Annotated in this window: 20 protein-coding genes; 11 read left to right on the plus strand and 9 right to left on the minus strand. The window is 63.1% G+C overall.

Translation table 11 applies throughout. The features are described from left to right. Positions 1-9 precede the first annotated feature (9 nt). From ACFC0O_RS12055 to ACFC0O_RS12065, 3 genes are all read right to left on the minus strand, one after another. Positions 10-2,283 (minus strand): M48 family metalloprotease, encoded by a 2,274-nt coding sequence (locus ACFC0O_RS12055; RefSeq protein WP_375956434.1) that lies wholly within the window; start codon positions 2,281-2,283, stop codon positions 10-12. Further along, complete coding sequence (locus ACFC0O_RS12060) at positions 2,280-2,765, minus strand: hypothetical protein (RefSeq protein WP_375956437.1); 486 nt, start codon at positions 2,763-2,765, stop codon at positions 2,280-2,282. The genes ACFC0O_RS12055 and ACFC0O_RS12060 overlap by 4 nt, the downstream gene beginning before the upstream one ends. A 235-nt stretch (positions 2,766-3,000) precedes the next feature. Beyond that, the gene (locus ACFC0O_RS12065) at positions 3,001-3,435 is read right to left on the minus strand and encodes a hypothetical protein (protein ID WP_375956440.1); all 435 of its coding nucleotides are present in this window, start codon (positions 3,433-3,435) and stop codon (positions 3,001-3,003) included. Positions 3,436-3,700: 265 nt separating this feature from the next. Here ACFC0O_RS12065 and ACFC0O_RS12070 point away from each other — a divergent pair, with 265 nt between their 5' ends. Further along, entirely contained in the window at positions 3,701-4,597 is an 897-nt protein-coding gene (locus tag ACFC0O_RS12070; protein ID WP_375956443.1) for a tachylectin-related carbohydrate-binding protein, read from the plus strand. A gap of 51 nt (positions 4,598-4,648) precedes the next feature. Here the strand turns inward: ACFC0O_RS12070 and ACFC0O_RS12075 are convergent, their stop codons facing one another. Continuing rightward, positions 4,649-5,269 carry a DUF4304 domain-containing protein gene (locus ACFC0O_RS12075; RefSeq protein ID WP_375956446.1) on the minus strand — a complete coding sequence of 207 codons (621 nt, stop codon included), beginning with the start codon at positions 5,267-5,269 and terminating at the stop codon, positions 4,649-4,651. 217 nt (positions 5,270-5,486) lie between these two features. On the opposite strand from ACFC0O_RS12075, the gene ACFC0O_RS12080 reads away from it, so the two are divergent. From ACFC0O_RS12080 to ACFC0O_RS12100, 5 genes are all read left to right on the plus strand, one after another. After that, positions 5,487-5,759: a hypothetical protein gene (locus ACFC0O_RS12080; protein WP_375956449.1), complete on the plus strand. Its 273-nt coding sequence runs from the start codon at positions 5,487-5,489 to the stop codon at positions 5,757-5,759. Between the two features lie 39 nt (positions 5,760-5,798). Continuing rightward, a complete protein-coding gene (locus ACFC0O_RS12085) occupies positions 5,799-6,254 on the plus strand; it encodes a hypothetical protein (RefSeq protein WP_375956452.1) in 456 nt (151 codons plus the stop codon). Between the two features lie 77 nt (positions 6,255-6,331). Beyond that, on the plus strand, positions 6,332-6,709 hold the full coding sequence (locus tag ACFC0O_RS12090) for a hypothetical protein (protein WP_375956454.1): 378 nt from the start codon (positions 6,332-6,334) through the stop codon (positions 6,707-6,709). A gap of 149 nt (positions 6,710-6,858) precedes the next feature. Then, the gene (locus ACFC0O_RS12095) at positions 6,859-7,323 is read left to right on the plus strand and encodes a hypothetical protein (protein ID WP_375956456.1); all 465 of its coding nucleotides are present in this window, start codon (positions 6,859-6,861) and stop codon (positions 7,321-7,323) included. A gap of 145 nt (positions 7,324-7,468) precedes the next feature. Further along, positions 7,469-8,221 (plus strand): hypothetical protein, encoded by a 753-nt coding sequence (locus ACFC0O_RS12100; RefSeq protein ID WP_375956458.1) that lies wholly within the window; start codon positions 7,469-7,471, stop codon positions 8,219-8,221. 84 nt (positions 8,222-8,305) lie between these two features. On the opposite strand, the gene ACFC0O_RS12105 is transcribed toward ACFC0O_RS12100, so the two are convergent. Then, positions 8,306-8,956 (minus strand): hypothetical protein, encoded by a 651-nt coding sequence (locus tag ACFC0O_RS12105; RefSeq protein ID WP_375956461.1) that lies wholly within the window; start codon positions 8,954-8,956, stop codon positions 8,306-8,308. A 296-nt stretch (positions 8,957-9,252) separates the two neighbouring features. Continuing rightward, positions 9,253-9,531 carry a hypothetical protein gene (locus ACFC0O_RS12110; protein ID WP_375956464.1) on the minus strand — a complete coding sequence of 93 codons (279 nt, stop codon included), beginning with the start codon at positions 9,529-9,531 and terminating at the stop codon, positions 9,253-9,255. 86 nt (positions 9,532-9,617) lie between these two features. Here ACFC0O_RS12110 and ACFC0O_RS12115 point away from each other — a divergent pair, with 86 nt between their 5' ends. Continuing rightward, positions 9,618-10,289, plus strand: coding sequence for an HdeD family acid-resistance protein (locus ACFC0O_RS12115; RefSeq protein WP_375956466.1), 672 nt, complete (start codon positions 9,618-9,620; stop codon positions 10,287-10,289). 310 nt (positions 10,290-10,599) lie between these two features. Here ACFC0O_RS12115 and ACFC0O_RS12120 read toward each other — a convergent pair whose 3' ends face one another. Continuing rightward, the gene (locus ACFC0O_RS12120; protein WP_375956469.1) at positions 10,600-11,865 is read right to left on the minus strand and encodes a helix-turn-helix domain-containing protein; all 1,266 of its coding nucleotides are present in this window, start codon (positions 11,863-11,865) and stop codon (positions 10,600-10,602) included. 294 nt (positions 11,866-12,159) lie between these two features. Here ACFC0O_RS12120 and ACFC0O_RS12125 point away from each other — a divergent pair, with 294 nt between their 5' ends. The 3 genes from ACFC0O_RS12125 to ACFC0O_RS12135 all read left to right on the plus strand — a co-directional run bounded on the left by ACFC0O_RS12125 (position 12,160) and on the right by ACFC0O_RS12135 (position 15,116). Further along, entirely contained in the window at positions 12,160-12,807 is a 648-nt protein-coding gene (locus ACFC0O_RS12125; RefSeq protein WP_375956472.1) for an MspA family porin, read from the plus strand. 1,343 nt (positions 12,808-14,150) lie between these two features. Next, positions 14,151-14,684, plus strand: coding sequence for a hypothetical protein (locus tag ACFC0O_RS12130; protein ID WP_375956475.1), 534 nt, complete (start codon positions 14,151-14,153; stop codon positions 14,682-14,684). Between the two features lie 24 nt (positions 14,685-14,708). Continuing rightward, complete coding sequence (locus tag ACFC0O_RS12135; RefSeq protein ID WP_375956478.1) at positions 14,709-15,116, plus strand: hypothetical protein; 408 nt, start codon at positions 14,709-14,711, stop codon at positions 15,114-15,116. 67 nt (positions 15,117-15,183) lie between these two features. Here the strand turns inward: ACFC0O_RS12135 and ACFC0O_RS12140 are convergent, their stop codons facing one another. Further along, positions 15,184-16,770: an MFS transporter gene (locus ACFC0O_RS12140; protein WP_375956481.1), complete on the minus strand. Its 1,587-nt coding sequence runs from the start codon at positions 16,768-16,770 to the stop codon at positions 15,184-15,186. A 133-nt stretch (positions 16,771-16,903) separates the two neighbouring features. On the opposite strand from ACFC0O_RS12140, the gene ACFC0O_RS12145 reads away from it, so the two are divergent. Continuing rightward, a complete protein-coding gene (locus tag ACFC0O_RS12145) occupies positions 16,904-18,052 on the plus strand; it encodes a helix-turn-helix domain-containing protein (protein WP_375956484.1) in 1,149 nt (382 codons plus the stop codon). Positions 18,053-18,172: 120 nt separating this feature from the next. On the opposite strand, the gene ACFC0O_RS12150 is transcribed toward ACFC0O_RS12145, so the two are convergent. Next, a complete protein-coding gene (locus ACFC0O_RS12150; protein WP_375956487.1) occupies positions 18,173-18,535 on the minus strand; it encodes a hypothetical protein in 363 nt (120 codons plus the stop codon). Between the last annotated feature and the right edge of the window lie 147 nt (positions 18,536-18,682).

Consider the following 18,682-nt stretch of genomic DNA (forward strand, 5'->3'; position numbering starts at 1 on the left):
ATCGCCCCGTCAGCCCCAGCGCACCCAGTTGGTCCATGCCAGAGGCCAATTGAGTACAACGGCGATCAGGATGGCGATGAGTACTGCGGTCAGTGCGATACCACCGGCGCGGGTGGGGCCGGTGGCGCGGCTCGGAATGCGAGGCAGTGCCGAGCCGAGCAGGATCACCGGTGTCACCGCCAGCAGGCTGTAGAGGGTGATGGTGTGCAGGTCCGCGGCAAGTTTGGTCGGAACCAGCGGCGGGACACAGGTGGTGGGATGGCGTCCCCACAGATCGAGACAGCGCGCGGTGGCCCAAGTGGCGAGCTGAGCGAGGGTGGCCAGTACAGCGATGATCGACATGGTCAGCAGTGCGGTGCGAGCGCAGCGGCTGCGAACGAGGGCGAGAAGGGCTGCCGCGGTGACGATCTGGACCAGGAGCACCATCGCCAGATAGGTGTGCCAGTAGGTATCGAAGAACTCCGCACCGGCTGCGGTGCTGAGGTTGCGATTGGCCTCGGGCACTCGGTCCCTGGTCCAGAAGGCCAATCCGATGCCCGCCCCGACAAGCGTGAGACCCGCGCAGGCACCGGCTACGAGTGGGACTCGCAGCGGCCCGGCGAATCCCAGTGGGAGCAGCCACATCAGGGTGAGGCCGAGCAGGAATGCCGGATTGACCTCCACCAGGTTGAGGGCGGGAAATGCGGGCGGGCATAGCAACGCCTCCGCGTACCGCCCCTGAGTGGCGCCATCTATCCAGCAGCTCAGGCCGTTCGTGCGTGCGATCGGCGGCAAACTTGTCCAGACGTACCAGGCGGCGAACCATGGGCTCGCGGCCAGAGTTGCGCTCGCGATCACCCAGCGGGTGTGGTGCGGCGGGCACGCGTCAGGTTCGGTCGCGGCTCGGAACCACAGAGCAAGCACGATCGCCCCCACCAGCAAGGCCGCGCTCGCACCGAGCACTGGCACGACGTCACCACGCCACCAGCGGGTGAGCGCGGCTGAACCGTCGACCGGACTGGAGAGCCTGCGGGTCAGCAGCGGAGCGAGCAGACCCAGGTACAGACCGCTGAGCAGGGCGAGCGGGTGGGTCAGATACGGGGCTCGTCGTTCCCCGGTGCGCTGCCACAACGAGATCAACAAGAGTGCAACGAACACCGGCCCGAGGCAAAGGCCGATGAGTGCGTCGGGATGAAAAGTGTTGATGCTGCGGAGCAGATCGACATACACCTGGCTGCCGAGTTGGTGCAGATTGGACGCGAGCAGGCCGACGGCCAGGCCGATCATCGTCAGCTCCGGCAACGCTGGGCGCCACGCGTGCTCCGGTTGCTCGCGGGCCGCGAGGCGGGTGGCGGCCGAGGGATGGGTACCGTTGTGCCGGACGATCCACTGCATGAGGCCGTGTCTGTTGGACTGCCGATAGAGCCGCCGCAGAAGTTCGGGGGTGGCCCGATCGTAGGCCGCGCTGGTCGCGTCGGCCTGCAGTTCGCGCACCCGCAGTACGGCGTTTCGTGCCACGTAAACCAGAACGGTGAGCGCCAGCGACTGTATGAGCAGTAGCCGCCAGTCCACCAGAAGCGATGCGGCCGAAGGGGTTACGAGCCTGTCCTGATACCACTCGGTGCGAGATAGCGGCACCAGCGCGTACACGGGCACGACGGCCACCGCGACGAAGGACCACAGGATGGCGATGGTGAGCGCGGTCAGGTCCAGGTCCCGGTTGCGCAGGTGGGCGAGCTCGTGAAGCACGGTCGCGTCGAATACTTGCGGATCGGTGGCGCACAGTGTGATCAGGGGAGGGTTGATGCTCACGCGGCGCCGTCCAGGCAGGCCGAACGCGCGGCCGCCTGCGGATCCGACCGCGCGCCCGGCTGAATACCAGGCGGGATGTACGTCCATGCGGTCCGCCAGCATCGACAACCGCTGCAGCACTGCGGCGTTGTATTCGTTGGGTAGATAGGGCTTCATGTCGTTGCGGATCGAGACCCACGCCGGGTATGTCAGATACAGGAGCACTGTGAGTCCGACCAGCACCGCGAAACCGCCCAGGAACCACCACAATTCGAGGCGGAAGGCGTCGGACTCGCACGTGCGGTAGGTATCGGTGACGGCTCCCACGTCGACATTCGGGTCGTAGCCGGTCGTAGCCGTCAAGCAGTCGCCGATGATGGTGAAGAAGTGGTTCGCGCTGGGCGGGAACAGATAGAAGAGTTGGATGAAGCTGAACAGCCCGGCGACAGCGACCAGCAGGATGAGCACGATGAAGCGGATCGTGGTGCCCGCGGGCGGGCGGGAGCGGGTCAAAGGGCGTCGGGGTCGGTCTCGGCACGCAGGCGCAGGTCCATCTCATAGGTGATCCGCTCCGCCAGATCGGCAGGAGCGCCCACCTTCCGGGTGACTGTGCCGGCCACCGAAAGTATGGCCGCGCGCTGCTCAGGCGTGAGGCTCGCCAAGACTTCTCGCATCTGTTCGGGCGTGGGCCGAGGCGCGCGCCGACGGCGAAACCGTTCGAAACGGGTTCGCGCCTGTGCCCCGGTGCGTTTCAGCCAGAGTAGGCCGAGTTCTTTGACGATCTCGTTGGCGTAGACCAGGGTGTAAGCGGTGGCGACGGTTTCCACGTCGGCGAGACCGAACCCCAGCGGGTCTTGCGAACCGCGCCGGCGGCGCAGCAGACGGTCACCCCGTTTGAAGTACGCGCCCGCGACAGCGTCGAAGGCCGGTAGTTCCTCGGGGAAAGCCGCCCGCACAACGTCCCTACTCAGAGTCGACACCAGCGGATCGGACATCCTCACCCTCCATCAGTCACGGCGGGCTCCAGTGTGACGCGAATAGCTGTGCGACACTCAGGTTTTCGGGCGTTTCCACAAGGGCAGTGCGTGTCTGGCCGCCCGGGCGCACATCGCGTCGGGTCTCTGCGGCGCGGCCTGCAGAAGGAGCCGCATTTACACCACATGGTGCGCTCTGAGCGGAGCCGCGACGCCGCCGCACGGTGACAGACAATCAGAGCTGTTGCGGCTCAGCTCATCCGATGTTGCCTGCGGGCTCAGGCGGTTCTTGCCGGTCCTCTCTGATCAACACACCGGTGACCGAGCGGCCGGGGGATTCGATCCGTTCTGTTCGCGGAAGAGGTACTTCGGTCAGCTTGCCGTCGTAGATCATCCACAGTCCGAAGCAGTCGTCCTCCTCGTCGCGGACGAGGACCTGCACCGAGTCCGGGCGTGGCCACGGTAGGGCTTCGAGATACGACAACAGCCCGCCCCAGGTATTTCGGGAGAACTGGATAATCCAGGCATAACATTCGCTCGATCGATACTGAAACCCCGCCCCCGAGAATTTCGTGTCATCGATCGCGATGAACGTTTGATGCCATCGCCGGGAATCGTCATCCTGCTCCAGATGCTCCATGACCTCCTCCGACCCACGTGCCAGAACGATGACTTCAGCGAATCTGCTCATCCCACAACCTCTTTCGATCTTGACCAGATGTCCCGGCCACGTCGTGACCCTAAAGGCGAACGTTCACGCCCGCGACTGGATATCCGCATATGCCGCAGCCTGCTGATCGGCTGCGCACGAGTGCGCAGTTACGGGATATGCGGGAAAGGGTCGTGCCGAGCGCATGGGGAGAAAGTCGAGTGGTCCGGTACTCAGGCTCACCGCGGCACCGCGCGCCAGGATGTGAAGGGTCGGGGACCCTATCGGCCGATTCAAGGAGGACGCCATGTCATTCCGGCTCATCTGTCACGGCGGCTCGGGGTTGTCCGCGCCGTTCGCCGGGCGCGTCTTCGGGGTCGAACCCGACGGCCATCTGCGCTACTACCGATATCTCGGTGACGGGACCGCCGACCGCTCGGGCAGCACCGGCTGGGATACCCACTCCGGCAATACAATCGGGCATGGCTGGACCGACTTCCAGCACATTCTCGGCATGGGCGACGGCGTGCTCATGGGCATCCAGAACAATGGCGACCTGCGCTGGTACCGCTACACCGGCGACGGCACCCAGGACCCCGCGGGCGTGCTGGGCGCGGACGCCAACAACGGCAACACCATCGGCAACGGCTGGCAGAACTTCCTGCACGTATTCGTCCGGGCCGCTTTCGTCAGACCGCTCGGATTCGAACCCGAGCGAGTGATTTATGCGGTCGACCAGGAGGGATTTCTGCACTGGTACCGCTATCTGGGCGCAGGTGAGCACGATTCCTCAGGTGCGACCGGCTGGCATCCCAACTCGGGCAACATCATCGGCAACGGCTGGTTCGGTTTCAAATTCATCGTCGGGGTCGGACCGGAGATCTACGGGGTCCGTGACGACGGCGCTCTGCACTGGTACCGGTACACCGGCGACGGTGAGAATGATCCGTCCGGAGCCACCGGGGCACACCCCAACAACGGCAATCAGATCGGCCGAGGATGGGCCGGATTCCGCTCCCTGTTCGCCGGACCCAGTTCCATCGCCGGGGCCGATGCCATTGACGTCGGCTATGACACGTTGTGGGGTGTCGAGGACAACGGGGACCTGCGGTGGTACGGCTACGGCGGCGACGGAGCACAGGACCCCTTCGGTACTACCGGGTGGCATCCCCACTCGCGCAACATCATCGGGAACGGATGGTGACCGCACGGGGGACTGAAATTCCCTTCGAGAACCGTCGGCAGATTCGAATCCTCAGAGTGCCCAGGTCTCGATAGGGCCGAGCTTGGTTTCGATCCAGTCGAGCGCTTGGTCGCGATACCGTCGTCGTAGTTGGTCCTCCGCGGGCTGTTGCAGCGCCCGGCAGAGTGCGGTCAATTCCTTGCTCGGCCCGTTTTCGGTCAACAGCACGGCGACTCCTGGATGGGTTGCGCTGCGTGAGGTCAGTAGTGCGATAAGACGCTCGTTGTCGAGTAGTTCCTGCATCGTCGGGAGTGCCTCGCCGTTCAGCCGAGCGACGATGTGGTCGAAGCACTCTTCGGCTTCCGCAGCGGTGGTGAAGTTCCACTCGTTGGCGCCGGGAGGGTCCATTCGCTCGAACCAGAGGCCGGATTTCGTCGTCAACTGCTGATCCGGATATATGGCCTTCCAGTACTCGACCCACACCTTCGGCTGAATTCGCAGATTGATGAAGAACCTTGCCTGCTCGCGTCGGGAGTACTTGTTTCCTTGGAAGTTGACGACAGCCCGGTTACCCGCAGGGTTGGTTATGGTCCACGTAGGCGCGGTTCCTTTCCATCCCGCCGACCGCAGCACCGGCCCTACCCGGTCGCGAAGCAACTCTCGATAGCTCTTCGTACAGTCGAATTGGTCCATCGTTGTCCTGCCTTGCCGTCACGGTCAACGCTCAGGCTATCGAATAGCAAACAGATCTTCTCAACATAGGTTTGTGGTTGTGCCTCTTGGATTCAGTCGGCTCAAGTGCGCGGTCATGCCGATGATGCGATCCCGCTGACGTCCCAAACCAGCCGTAGCTTCTTGCTGGCTATCGTCGTTACCGTGGGTGCACAGCCGAGCAGAACGAGGTGCTGACATGGACGACTCGGAGTACACACGACGAGTACGCGCGAAGCTTCCGCCGGAGGCGGCGCATGTGCCGGTCTGGGATCCGACAGTTTCGGACGACCGGCCCGACGTTCCGGTCTGGCGGTACCGTTCGATCGCCGACGGCACCGAGTTGATTCCGCTGTACGCGGCCTGGTTCGGGTTGGCGTTGCAGAATCCTCCGTCCCAGCCCGGGGTACCGCCCGGCGTGCCGGGGATACTTCCCGGCGTCCCAGTACCGCCGGTGCCAATCGTCCCCTGAAAACTCGTCCCGCCCACCAGACCGTGAGGAGGCTTCCTCATGACGCTTTACAAACTGAGTCCCGAGGTTCCCGCCGACAACGCAGAGAAGCTCTGGGATACCACCACGTCGCCTCGCACCCTCATCACTGCGGTGTTCTCGATTCTGCATCCGGTCACAACTGAGCTGTTCTCTTCCGGTATAGGCGGGCTCTACGGCGTCACCGAATCCCTGGCAGCCGCGCTGGCAGCGACCGACCTCACTGGCTACCGACTCGTCCCCGCCGCCGGTCGTACCTCCGAATTCGCCGAAGATCCCGATACTTTGGCTATACCTCCGGTCCTGTACGCCCTCAACGTCTATGGCCGCGGCGGCATCGACGACATCGCGAAGCCCCAAGGATTGGTTCTGTCGCAACGCGCTGCCGACTTTTTCTGCGGTCGTGACCAGGAGCTGGCGAAAACCCGCAGAGAAGTCGATGCTGAGGGTTGGGTTGTCCGCCGCAGCATCTTTTAGTCTGGTGCTTGCGCCAACTGTGGGAAGACAGTCGATATTCGATACCTGGATCGTAAATCAGTGAGGGTGCATCGCCAATGAATGAACTGCTCACTCGACAAGCCGTGTACAGCGGAAGTGGCGATCTGGTGTCGATCGTCGAACTCTACGACAACGCTCGTCAGCTCTATCCGCTGGACGAGGCGTTCGACGAGGCAGTGGCAGTCCTCAAATGGGTTGTGTCCAGTGGGTTGATGGAAGTCGGAACCGTTGGCCAAGATGGCGCCTGGAAGCCCATCGTGGGAAGCCTCGAAGAGGCGCTGACGGAGGTTGCAACCGCATACCGTGAGGATCCACGTCCAGCGGGCGAAGGTCGATGGATGTATATGTTCTGGTTGCAAAACACAAAGGCCGGCAATCTTGCCGCCGGTCGGCTTACCGACGCCGAGGTAGAGCAGTTCGATATCTTTTACTGAGTTGCTGAGGCGAAGTCGGAACGGAGCGTCAGAGAGAAGGCCCATTTGAAGAATCGGGTTAATGGAAGTAACGCAAGGTGCCCAACCCCTCCCGAGGCGCAAGGCTCCGCTCTATTTACACTGCGCGAACGATAAGGAGAGGAAACCCGATGGTTGCGACATTGGAATGCGCTGCGGTGGCGACATTGATCCCGGAATTCATCGTCGGGCTGTCCGCCAGGGGCGTTCCGGCTGATCCGGATCAGCCGGCCGGGTCGACCAACTGCCTTTGGTATAGCGATGCGCACAGTCTCAGCATCGGGCAGGAACCTCTGGTCACCTCGAAGGGCGAGATGGACCGCATCCGAGCAGGCAAGGTGTACACGGAAGACACGCCGCTATACCGAATCGTGCAGAACGACCGCCTCACCAAGCTCGGCGCGGTGGCAGTCATGCGCGCGGACAGCGATAGCTTCGATGAACCCGGATCAATGGCAACTGTCCACCTTCACACCCCGACCACGCGCATCACGGTTGCCGGATGGACAGCCGAGTCAGTTCTGGAAATCGCGACACGCATCGCGGAGAAGCTACGGGGAATGCTGGATCGGCAGGCCAGGGGTCCACGGCATTGAGCGGCACACGCGTGAACCGTGGTCCGATCCGTCTCGGCAATAACGTTGGGCAGTACGCTGATTCGCCGACGCTGGTTCGTCGTGAGCCGTGGACAATGATCGTGTGGGAAATCGGGATCGATGGGACGAGACGTACCGAGTGGTTGTGGCCGCGCGTGAACCGCTGGCCGCGCGGCGGGCGGGGGAGCGGATTCGCCAGGCGGTACTGCACGGATGGTGTCGGGAGTTCGGGCCGCTCACCGTCGAACAGCTCGATGCGCCGATTACCGACAAGCAAGGCGCGGTGGTCCGTGCCCTTGCTCGCACAGCCTCGTTGGAGTGGCGTGACGAGGCGCTGGGACCGATCCTCGGGTTCTCCGGCTTGGACGAGAGCTTGGAGTGGCCGCTCGGTCGCTCTGGACTGTGGACCGTCGCCGAACCGTTGAACGTTGGTCGAGTTCAGGGTTGGTTCTCGCTGGAGCAGCAGCGGCCGTCGGTGTGCGAGGTGTTGTCCAATGCCAGCAATGTGTTCGGTCCGGTCTTCAATTATATCGGTCAGGCGCATGCGGCGATCGATATCGAGCTTGCCGACGTCGAGGATCGCGTCGCGCACGCGATCCGCCGATTGTGCTCGAGGGCATGGTATTTCGAGGAAGTTGTCCAGAACAAGCGCGGCTGGGACGACGCGCCGTGGTGGGAGTATCTCGAGCTTGGAGAGCTCATGCCCTGGCTGGCGGTCGGACTCGGGCTGCCAGGGGAGCACCCCGAACACTATGGATACGGTCTCGTCGCCGATGCCGTTGACCGACTTCCATCGAGCCTGGGCAGCGCGTGGACGTGGCGGGTGTTGCCGGAGCAGTTCTTCTCCGAAATGATCACCGCGGTAAAGCAATTGGCGACGCAGGGCGGGGACCGGTAATTCACGGCAGGTAGTGAATCACCACTGTCACGCATCACCGCGTGACTGAAGACAGCTGAGCCGACTCGGAGTGCGAACACGCGCTCACGCTCTGTCCTCGGCCGGTATCCGGTTGCGGAAGCGGTCGGATTCGCTGGTGGATGCCCAGAATGCGGGAAATATCGCGTCATGGGGCAGGACTCGGTGATCGATGGCTCGGCGCGCCTGTGTGGTGAGGCCGTAGCGCATCGAGACTGCCAGTCGGACAGCGGGATTGGAATCGGTGGCGAGCAGTTCGAGTAACTCGGTGGGCAGGTGCGGATTCTCGGCCAGTCGGAGCAGGAACGGAAAGCTTCGATGGCGCAGTTGGTCGAGGGTCTCCGGTTCCAAGCGTGCGGTTGCCAGTGCTTTCGACCACAGGTATGCGTATCTGTCGGATGCGTTGACGATCGTGCGGAGCACCGCGGGCTGCGCTTCCCATCCCTTTGCGGCGGCGACAGCGCGAACCTGCGGATCGCTGTCGCCGCACAGCATCGTGAAGGCGTGGCTGGGCAGCGGGTCGATGTGGGTCCGGAAGGGGCGTGGACCCTCGGCCAATGCGCGGCGCACCCGGATATCGGGGTCGTCGGATAGCCGGGCGCGTTGGGCTCCGGGCGCATACCAGCTCTCGGCCAACAGCATTCGGACCTCAGGGTCGGGGTCGGCGGCGATCGCGTCGTACACCACCGGGGCGATCCCGAGCCGATCAATGTGCACGAATGCGAGTCTGGGAGCAGATTTCAGGATTGCCAACAGGACCTGCGGAGGTGCTGCCGAATTCCGCGCTACGCCTTGTACCTTCGCATCCACGATATCGACAGTGGCACAACGCCCGACGACGCACAGGCCGACGTCATTCCGGTCTCGGGCGTCGCTCGGATTCTCGACTTTCCAGTCATCATCACCGACCTGCGACATCGACGTGATGCCCGTGGGGTGGCACTGTCAGATCGGCCAGCACGCATCGGAGCGCAGCCTCGATACCAGCGGATCTCCGCAACGGGACGATGTCACTACTGGTCATGCACGTCGACGAACCATGGTGGGGCCGTGCGCTTCTCGATCTCGTGATCATGCTGGAAACGCGATTGTCTCTCCACTTTCCCGTCCCGATCCCAATAGGTCCAGATGCCTTCCTGGGAACCGGCTTCGTACTGTCCGTCCATACACACCACGGGCCCGGCTCCCCAATACACCCTGTACGAGCCATGGAGTACACCATCAGATCGTTCGTGCCACACCTGCCGGAAGCCGTCGAACTGCTGATCTTTCGTCACGAGATACTCGTCCACCAACACATCGTGCCCAAACGCGCGGTGATGCGCTCGCCGCTCGGAGTCCGACACAGAGGTCGCGAGATCGAGGATCGTGCGCAACGATGGTCAATCAGGGATCACCTGAAACCTGTGGGCTGGAACGCCTTCGGGAACAGAGGGCATTCCGGATAATCGGAGCAGAGCTCGAGCGAAGGTTGGTTCAGATCATGACCGGTACAGAGTCCGTGACGGGTCCGCTGCAGCAGATGGCCCGTGCTGCCTGGCAGATGATTCTTCTGACCGGCATTCTCTCGGTGGTACTGGGTGTGCTCATCCTGTCTTGGCCTGGTCCGACACTCGTTGTCGCCGGCGTGCTGTTCGGCACCTACCTCGTGGTGGCGGGCATCATGCAGTTGGTCACGGCTTTCGGCGATCACATTCCCGCCGGGGTGCGGATTTTCGCGTTCCTCAGTGGTGCGCTCTCCCTGATCCTGGGTTTCTTCTGCTTCCGGGACGCGCTGGAATCCATTCTCCTGCTGGCACTCTGGATCGGAATCGGCTGGCTGTTCCGCGGTATCACCCAACTGATCGCTGCACTGTCGGATCCGGTCGTGCCCGCGCGTGGCTGGCAGGTGTTCTTCGGGATCGTCATCATCGTGGGTGGAGCCATGCTGATTGTGTCCCCGTTCGATTCGATCTCCGTACTGACCCTGTTCGCCGGTTGGTGGCTTATCGCGCTCGGGGTTATGGAGGCCCTTCACGCGTTGCAGATGCGCCGCGTCGTAGCAGGCTGAGCCGGTCGAATCGCGTCGTCGGCCACACATCGCGGCAAGGTGGTTGCCGTCGTGGGTTCAGGAAACTGAAGGCGTAGGTTTCGGATCTGCCGGTGGACGGTGGACAGTTCGGTGTCGACGGCGAGATTGGTTTGTTCATAACGCTATTGGCTGCTCCGTCGAGGGAGCAGATCGGCGCAATCGATAGAGGAGTCAGCTAGCTCGGGATTCGTTCGATTGTGCTGCTGTCCTGCCGCACCGATAGACCGTAATGCCTTGCATCAGAGGAGTTTCGAGCTGATCCAACAGGTTGGTGTCGGCGATCGAAAGATCAGCGGTTCGCGTGGTGAAAGCTGCCGATCAGCGCTACGGCCAGCAGGAGCGTGAGACCGGCGGCGATGTGGGGGCTGACGGCAGGCGGGAGGGAACCGATGGCCGGGGTGAGGATGTAGATGGCCAGGGCGATCAGTCCTGTGCTCTGCAGTGCGCGGGTAATGAGGTGATGGTGGCGCGACGGGCGGGTGCGGTAGTCCGTGGGGGCGATGGCGGCGACGGCGAGCAGCCCGGTGAAGATGGTGAATCCGAGTTCGGAGCTGGCGACCAGGTCGGTGGTGGCGTCGGCGGCGGTATCGATGGTCGCGAGGGTTGCGGCGATGGCGTGAGCGGCGAATGCCATTGCGAGCACACGTGATTGGGTGACGCGGTGCCCGTGTGCGCCGGTGAGCAGTGCCAAGGCCAGCATGGCGGCGTCGGCGATCGGGTATAGGTAGATCAGTCGGATCGCGGTGTTGTCGGGTAGGTCCGCGGGGTGAGTGTGCAGCAGCGCGGCGAGGATCCAGATCAGCGCGGGGATCGACAGCGCGGCGGTGGCGGTGAGAGCGAGGGTGTGGACGACGTCGTTGTGTTGTGCCCGGCCACGGGTGGGGGAGCGGCGTAGCCACAGCGCGATGAGCATCAGCACTGAGTAGGCGCGGAAGCCGAGTTCGGCGAGCGAGGTGCCGCGGTCGTGGTTGCCGCCGATTTCGTGGACGATGGTCCAGGACAACATGGCTGCGGCCCAGCAGCCACTGGCCAGGCAGGCGAGCAGCAGCCATTGTCGCTCGCGTCCTCGGGCGTGTACTCCGTTGATGCCGAATGCCACGGTCGCCGCGGCGACGAAGACGGTTTGGGCCAGGTCGCCGAGCCATCGGTCCGCGCTGGACTGCGGCGGCACGGCGCTGTGCACGATGGCCAAGACCATCATCGCGACGGTCAAAGCCACACACACCGAAATGAACCAGCGTGGCCAGCGCTGTGTGCCGGGCTCAGCGTGTGGTGCGGGAGTCTCGGAGTCGTTCACGGCTATCGGAGGTGTGCCGCTGGAGGCCCAGAGCCACAGGGGCTCGACCTCGCAGTCCGTGCCGCCGAGGACTCGGGTGATCGCGGCGATCGAGGGCCAGGACGGAAGTTTGTCGGCCGTCGACAGCGCCCGCGCCACGGTCGTGTGGCTGACCTGTGCGCGGTCACCGATGGCACGCAAGCTCAGCTCCGAATGTTCACCACGAAGTAGCTGTAGATGCTCGGCCAGCGCTTCTCGGCCTTGATCGTGGTGGTTCACGGAAACGAATTCTAGGGCCTGAGGTGTCACTGTGGCGTGGATCATCCAGGGCGATTCCGACGCGAACTTGCAGTTCTCACCTGTGTAAACCTCGATATGACAGCGGGTTTACATCGTGGTGTGACGGCGGTCGGGGTTCCGTTTGCAGAAGGGTTCCAGCTGTAGTTGCCACGTCGAAGCGGTGACGGTCGCCAATGCTCGTCCGCTCATCGAGGACTCATCGACCCCCGTTCCGAACCCGTGCAGTGCCGCCGGGTTCGGAGCGGGTCACTTCGAGAAGGGGCAGCCCAGGACATGGTCACCGCACGCACCGTATTCACCAGCGCGCTGTTCGTCTCCGTCGCCGCGGGCACGCTCACATCGGGTGTGGGCACCGCCAACGCCGACACGGTGCCGGACAAGAACCGCGTCGTCGACACCGACGACGGCTGGCAGCTCTCGATCACCAAAACCGCCGAGAACCTTGACCGGTATCCCAACCTGGCCGCGACCATGTTCACCCGCGAAGGGTTCGTGGCACTGAAGGCTGTGGCCGAAGTCAAAGGCGCTGGGCGCCAACCCGTCTCGGCCGGCAGTCTCACCCTGGGATATCAGATCGGCTGCCAGGTCGACGTCTCCAACGGCCTGACCCTGGGCATGGGCTTCTCCATCGGCCCCAACGCCTCAGTCACCATCTCTCAATTCCCCGGTGCCACGATCGGCGGCCAAGCCTCGGTCAACCCCAACATCTCCACCACCCTGCGACCCGGCTCGATCGCCACGATCGACTTCGGCACCAAACCCCTGGCCACCAACCGCGCGTCCATCACCGCCGACCAGGTCGAAGTCAAGATCGACGCCTGCATGGGACCGGTGACCCTGCGCTCCTACGCCACGGTCCGCATCTCCACCCCGACCGCTGATAACTCCGTCACCGTCTACGGCGACCCGATCTGGCTGTGAAACCACCAGTGCCCACCTCTTGTCGCGCATCTCCACCACGACCGAGGACAACACCGTCGCTGTCTATGGCGACCCATCTGGCTCTAGGGAAGAGAGCAACGATGCACACCGAACCTGTCGCGAGAGCTCTTGATGCGCCCAGGGTACGCCGAGGCTCGCGCACCGTGGTAGTCCTGATGACTCTCGCTCTGGCCACGGCTGCCACGATGGCTACCGACGCCTCGGTCGCGTCCGCGCAGCCCGATATTCCGTGTGAACAGTGGCAGCAGATGCACCCAGGTTGGCCATGCATTCCAGTTCCCAAACCGCCACCCACAGGCCCGCCGAGTACTCCACCGCCCCCGCTGCCCACCCCGGTCCTGCCAGGCCAGCCACCCACCGGCAACGGCGCGGGCCCCAACGCCGGCGCGCTCATCCCGCCCCCTGTCGGTCCCGGCAATGGGCCGATTGTCCCGGTGCCGGGTACCGAACCCGGTACCGGCAACGGCACACCTAACGGTGGCGCGCCCATGCCGCCGCCAGGCGCGCCCGGTCCAGTCGTGCCACCACCGCCTCCGGCCCCACCTGGTGAGCCGCTCCCCGCCCCCGGGCAGACGTCGCCGACCGACCAGGCCACACCGCCGCCCCCCGAGGTCGGGCCGCCGCAACAGGTCTATTGGCCATGGTTGAGATTCACGGTCAACGATGGAAAGTCCAAGGACTGGGTGGGCGATTGTGGCACCTGGACCTGCACGATCTATTTCAACAAGGCAATGACCGAGTTCCTCTCCGGCGCAGGCGTAACCGCTGCATCCGGCGTAATCTGCGCAGCCATCGGAACGTACACCATTGGTATCGGCGGTGTTATATGCGGCACAATGGCCGCATCCGTAGTAGTAATGGCTCAGTGGGCAAAAGCTCACGGTAACTGCCTGAAGATCAAATACACGCGCATTCCACCGGGCGCCTCATGGTGGCCCGACACCTACAGTGGAGGCAATTGTCAATGAAAGTCTTGGAGTTGTATAAGGCTGGTCGCGTGGCCTCATATAAAACGGTGTGGCGAGCAACGGCCACTATCGTTTCGTTAGTCTTTCTGATTGCTGTGGTGTTCGCGCTCACGTGGCACACGCGGGGATCGATGACAGGCTTCCTGACTCAGACCTTACCGGCCGCCATCTGCATCTACATTTTGTGGATCCCTATAACTATTCGCTGGGCGAGAGCCGATCAAGTGGAGAAGAAGGACTAGGTCATACCCGAACCACGATGGGTTCTGCTGAACTGTGCGAGCTGACAAGTCTTGACGGTATGCGACCGGCGCGTAGCCGCCGGTTGGCGGCGCGGTTATGAAAGGAGACGTTATGACCAACGAAGGCACTGATGCGACAGCCGGAGCGGACAATACCGCCAATCCCGTGGCAACAGTTTGTCGCGGCACAGCGTTACGGAGATTCGCGGTCACGGCGGCGTCGACCGCCGCAGTTCTCGCTGTTGCCGGTGCATTGATCGTTTCAGTGGTACAGCGCATCGGAGAACCAACCATCGACGCGCAAGGCCGAATCGTTGAAGCGGCGAAGGCCTATGTCTCTGCCTACAACGCCGTCGACGAGACACGATTGAAGGCCATCACATGCGGATACATCGCTGAGGAACTCAGCTCGGCCGGGCCGGAGACTCTCGGTGCGTTGCGCGCTGACGTCGAGCGGGGATCGGCGACAGTGAACAACTTCTCTGGAACGGTGGAAGGCGGCAACGCTGCGGTCACTACCGCGATCATCACGTACCCGGGCGACCTTCCGTCACGCACAGTCCAATTTCGTCTCCTCAACCACGACGGAGTTTGGAAAGTCTGCTCCACCAGCACACCGCTGTACCCCGGCCCAGACAGCCAGTAGCGACAAACGGCTGGCCGGTATGTGATGGTCGGTGGGCTGCACATCGAACGCCGACGAGTCGGCGTCGCCGACCTGGACGCAGGTCACCGCGCGTCAGCCCCATGCGACGGTGATCCGAACGACACGACCGGACCGGTGAAGACTCAGGTCGTGTACTACGTGTCCGGTATCGAGTCCGGGCAGGCAGACCAATACTTCACTGATGTTCGCAAGTACTGGGGCAGCCAACGGTGGAACGTCACCGAGACAGAACTCGCCGTGCAATCGATTGCCGCCACCTCCGACGGCTATCAACTGATCGTCCGCCACGGCAACGCGATCGACGACGGGGTCGGCCCCGACGTCCTCATCCTCGGCGGAACATCGCCCTGTTTCTCCCGCACAGCCACAGGAACCACAACGCCGCTGCCAACAGTGGTCGAACAGCGTTAGACGATGGAAACGACACGCGATATCACTGGCGAAACCTGATGCTGCATTGCAGGTTTGGCGACCATGCTCACGAACGAGGAAGTGGGCGGGGTCGTGTGCGTAAGGGATCGCAGGGCGATCCCGATTCCCGCTTGTTGGGCCTCGTGCGTGAGGGTGGGCTCGGTTCGAGCAAGAGCCATCCAGCGATAGCGGCCACTGCCGCAACACCTCCAGCAGTAAGGGAGGCAATGTGAAAGCCTTGCTGGAAGGCGGTTTTGACGAGACCACCGAGTTGGGCACCGGTGGGATCCGGAATGGATCGCGCGGCTTGAACCCCTGCCAGCATGGAGTTCGCCGCCGCGTCGCGTGCGGCCTGAGGCAGCGGGATGTCGGCCACATCGGTAGTTATCCTCGCGGAGTAGATCGAGGCGAGGATCGAGCCGAGAACGGCGACTCCCAGAGTGCCGCCGAGTTCGCGGCTTGTGTCGTTGACCGCCGATCCCGCTCCGACCTGTCCGGTCGAGAGTTCGTTGAGCACCATCAAGGTCGCCGGTCCCGCGACAAGTGACACGCCTGCGGCCAAGGTGACCATGACGGGCACGATCACACCCCAGTACGAGGTGATCGCGTCGTACCGGATGGTGAGGCAGAAGGCCAGGGCCATGACCAGCGATCCGAGCACGGCAGTACGACCCGCTCCGATCTTCGACCCCAACCACATGCTCGGTCCCGCGAAGAGCGTCATCGCGATGGCGAAGGGCAGTGTGCGGATGCCGGTCTCCAAGGGTGAAAGCTCTTTGACGCCTTGGAAGTATTGGGTCATCAGGAACACGAATCCCATGAGCGCGAACATGCCGAATGTCAGCAGCAGTGCTGCCGCGGCGAAATTGCGGTCACGGAAGAGGTGGATATCGAACAATGGTGACGGGAATCGGTTCTCCCACACCACGTACGCCGCGATGACCGCTGCACCGATGACGATCCCACCGAGGGTGCGAATGGTCAGCCAGCCGTGGTTCGGTGCTTCGATCACGCTGTAGACAACGATCGAGATCCCGACCATCGACAGCACCATGCCACCGAGATCGAAACGTCCAGTGTCGGGATTGCGACTGGGCGGGATCAGCGCCGCCACCGCGACCAGGGCGATGGCACCAGCGGGAACATTGATCCAGAAGATCGAACTCCACGAGTAGTGCTCGAGCAGCCACCCGCCCACCACCGGGCCGATCGCGGCGGCGACTCCGGCCACCGCGGCCCAGGTGGCTACCGCGATCGCGCGTTCGCGGAGGTCGTCGAACAGGATCACCACGATGGCCAGGGTCGCCGGAAAGACAAGTGCGGCAAACAGTCCCAGGCCTGCTCGCGCGGCGATCAGTTGCCCCAGGTCGGTCGATATCGCTGCGAGTGCGGACATCACCGCGAAACCTGTGATTCCGATCAGGAGTACGGTCTTGCGGCCGAAGCGATCACCCAGATACCCGCCGGTCAGAAGCAGGCCGGCGAACACGAGTGTGTACATGTCGACCACCAACTGCAAACCAGAGGTGCCGGCATGCAAATCCGTCGAAATCTTCGGCAACGCCACATTGACGATGGTGTTGTCCAGGAACACCAGCAGCTCGGCAAAGCACAACGCGGCCAGTCCTAGCCATCGAATCACCAGGGAATGCATTGGGTTTGGACCTTCTTGTTTGTCGCGGACGGTACCGCGTCGGAGCCGGGAGCGAATCGCCCCGGTACATGCGCCGACTTCTGGACGGCCTCAGGCAACCGTATGAGCCGCCCGGAACGGCGGGAATGATCCGATGGGACGGGACCGTGATACTTTCGGCGCGGTGGAGGGAAAGTCGTGGGGTTTCAGACGCGGCGTCATCGGCATTCGGCATATGGTCCAGGTCGGAATCGAACACGGGATCCCCGAGCGTCGCCTGCTCGCCTCGACAGGGCTCGTTCTCGCCGATATGGACGCCGACGACCTGGAAGTCGAAGGCGTGCAAGAGCTCTCGGTCGCGCGAAATCTAGTGCACACACTCGAAGACCGGCCGGGCCTCGGCACCGAGGTCGCGATGCGCTTCTCGCTGACGAACTTCGGGTTACTGGGCTTCGCTATGCTCAGCAGCCCCACCGCCGGCGAAGCTCTTCAAATCGCACTACGAACCTTGCGGATCGGCAACCGATTCATCGACATCACCGTCAGCCTCACCCAGACCGCAGGGCGAATAACCTTCCAGCACAAGCATCTTCCCGTCGACGTCCGTGCCTTTCTGCTCGAACGTGACATCGCCCTCATCTTCGGCGTGATCGTGTTGCGCTGTCTCAGTCCACAACTCGTCGATCGTCTCGGCGATACCCGCTTGGAGTTGGCGCTTCCCGAGGACCGTGCGGCGAAACTGATCGATGGCATGGCTGCGATGCTCACCGACCTCGCACATGATCCGATGGGACGGCTCCGGATCATCGCTGACCGTCCGACGACAGAACTGACGTTCCCACTGGATCTTCTTGCCGAACCGATGTCGATGCCGGATCCAGCGACCGCTGCACTGTGTGAGCAGCATTGCCTGGACCTCGTGCAGAATCGACTCGCCCGCGGCCCGCTCGCTGCCAGGATCCGCGCGATCCTCCTGCACGAGATCCACACTGCGCCTACTGCGACCGAGATCGCGGCCGGACTGAATATGGACCGCCGGACTCTGCACCGACGACTTGCCGAGGAGGGAACCAACTTCCGCATCCTCCAGGAGGAGACCCGCTGTGCGCTGGCAATCGACATGCTCGAAGTCCTCGACCTCACAGTCACAGAGACCGCGGCCCGCCTCGGCTACACCAGCTCCGCAGCGTTCAGCAGATCGTTCACTCGATGGACCGGCAATCCACCCAGCGCCTATCGGTCGCGCCCGCAGCCCACGCGGCGCGATACCGGGCGTGCCGAAGCCTCGATGCCTTCGGGCTGACTCGACCTCGACCACGCTCCAAACAACCCCGGTCTCGAGGTCCTCACCAGCACACAAAAACGCGCACCTGAATACCGCACGGGGTGAGCTGATCGTGCTGGGAACGACCGAGCTAATACGTCATCGTTCGCCGGGTCCGGTCCAGGGTTCGATGATCCTCGGCGTGCCCTCGGGTTGTTCCTCGTTGTCGAGGTAGATCGTGTACAGGCGTTGTTCGGCGAGCAGATAGACATCTGGGCAGCCGTCGATGTCGACGGGATCGATGTCGCCGAGGTGCGCCAGATCGGGTACGAAGACATACGAAGGGTCGTCGGTCCGGACAAGGGTTTCCAGACGTTCGAGCTGGTCAATCGGTGGTGCTTCGGCGTAGGCGATCATCGTCAGCTCGATGCCGAATCGTGTTGCGGTGTCCCACATCTGGTGTTCGATCTCCGAGCGCCGGTCACCGGCGAGGGTTTTGCTCACGTATCCGATTGCGCGCATGGTTATCGCTCTCCACAATGTCAGGGGCGCAAGACCCCCGGGGCAAGTACTGGTCGAATAGGTAGTTGCGGTTGCCTGTATCAACCGAACCCCGGGGGTCATCGAGTGCTCAGTTCTGGATGCTGTCCCTGGGCCACCTCCGTTTCT

This window comes from Nocardia sp. NPDC056100 (genome assembly GCF_042266325.1).
In the GTDB taxonomy this organism is placed as follows: domain Bacteria; phylum Actinomycetota; class Actinomycetes; order Mycobacteriales; family Mycobacteriaceae; genus Nocardia.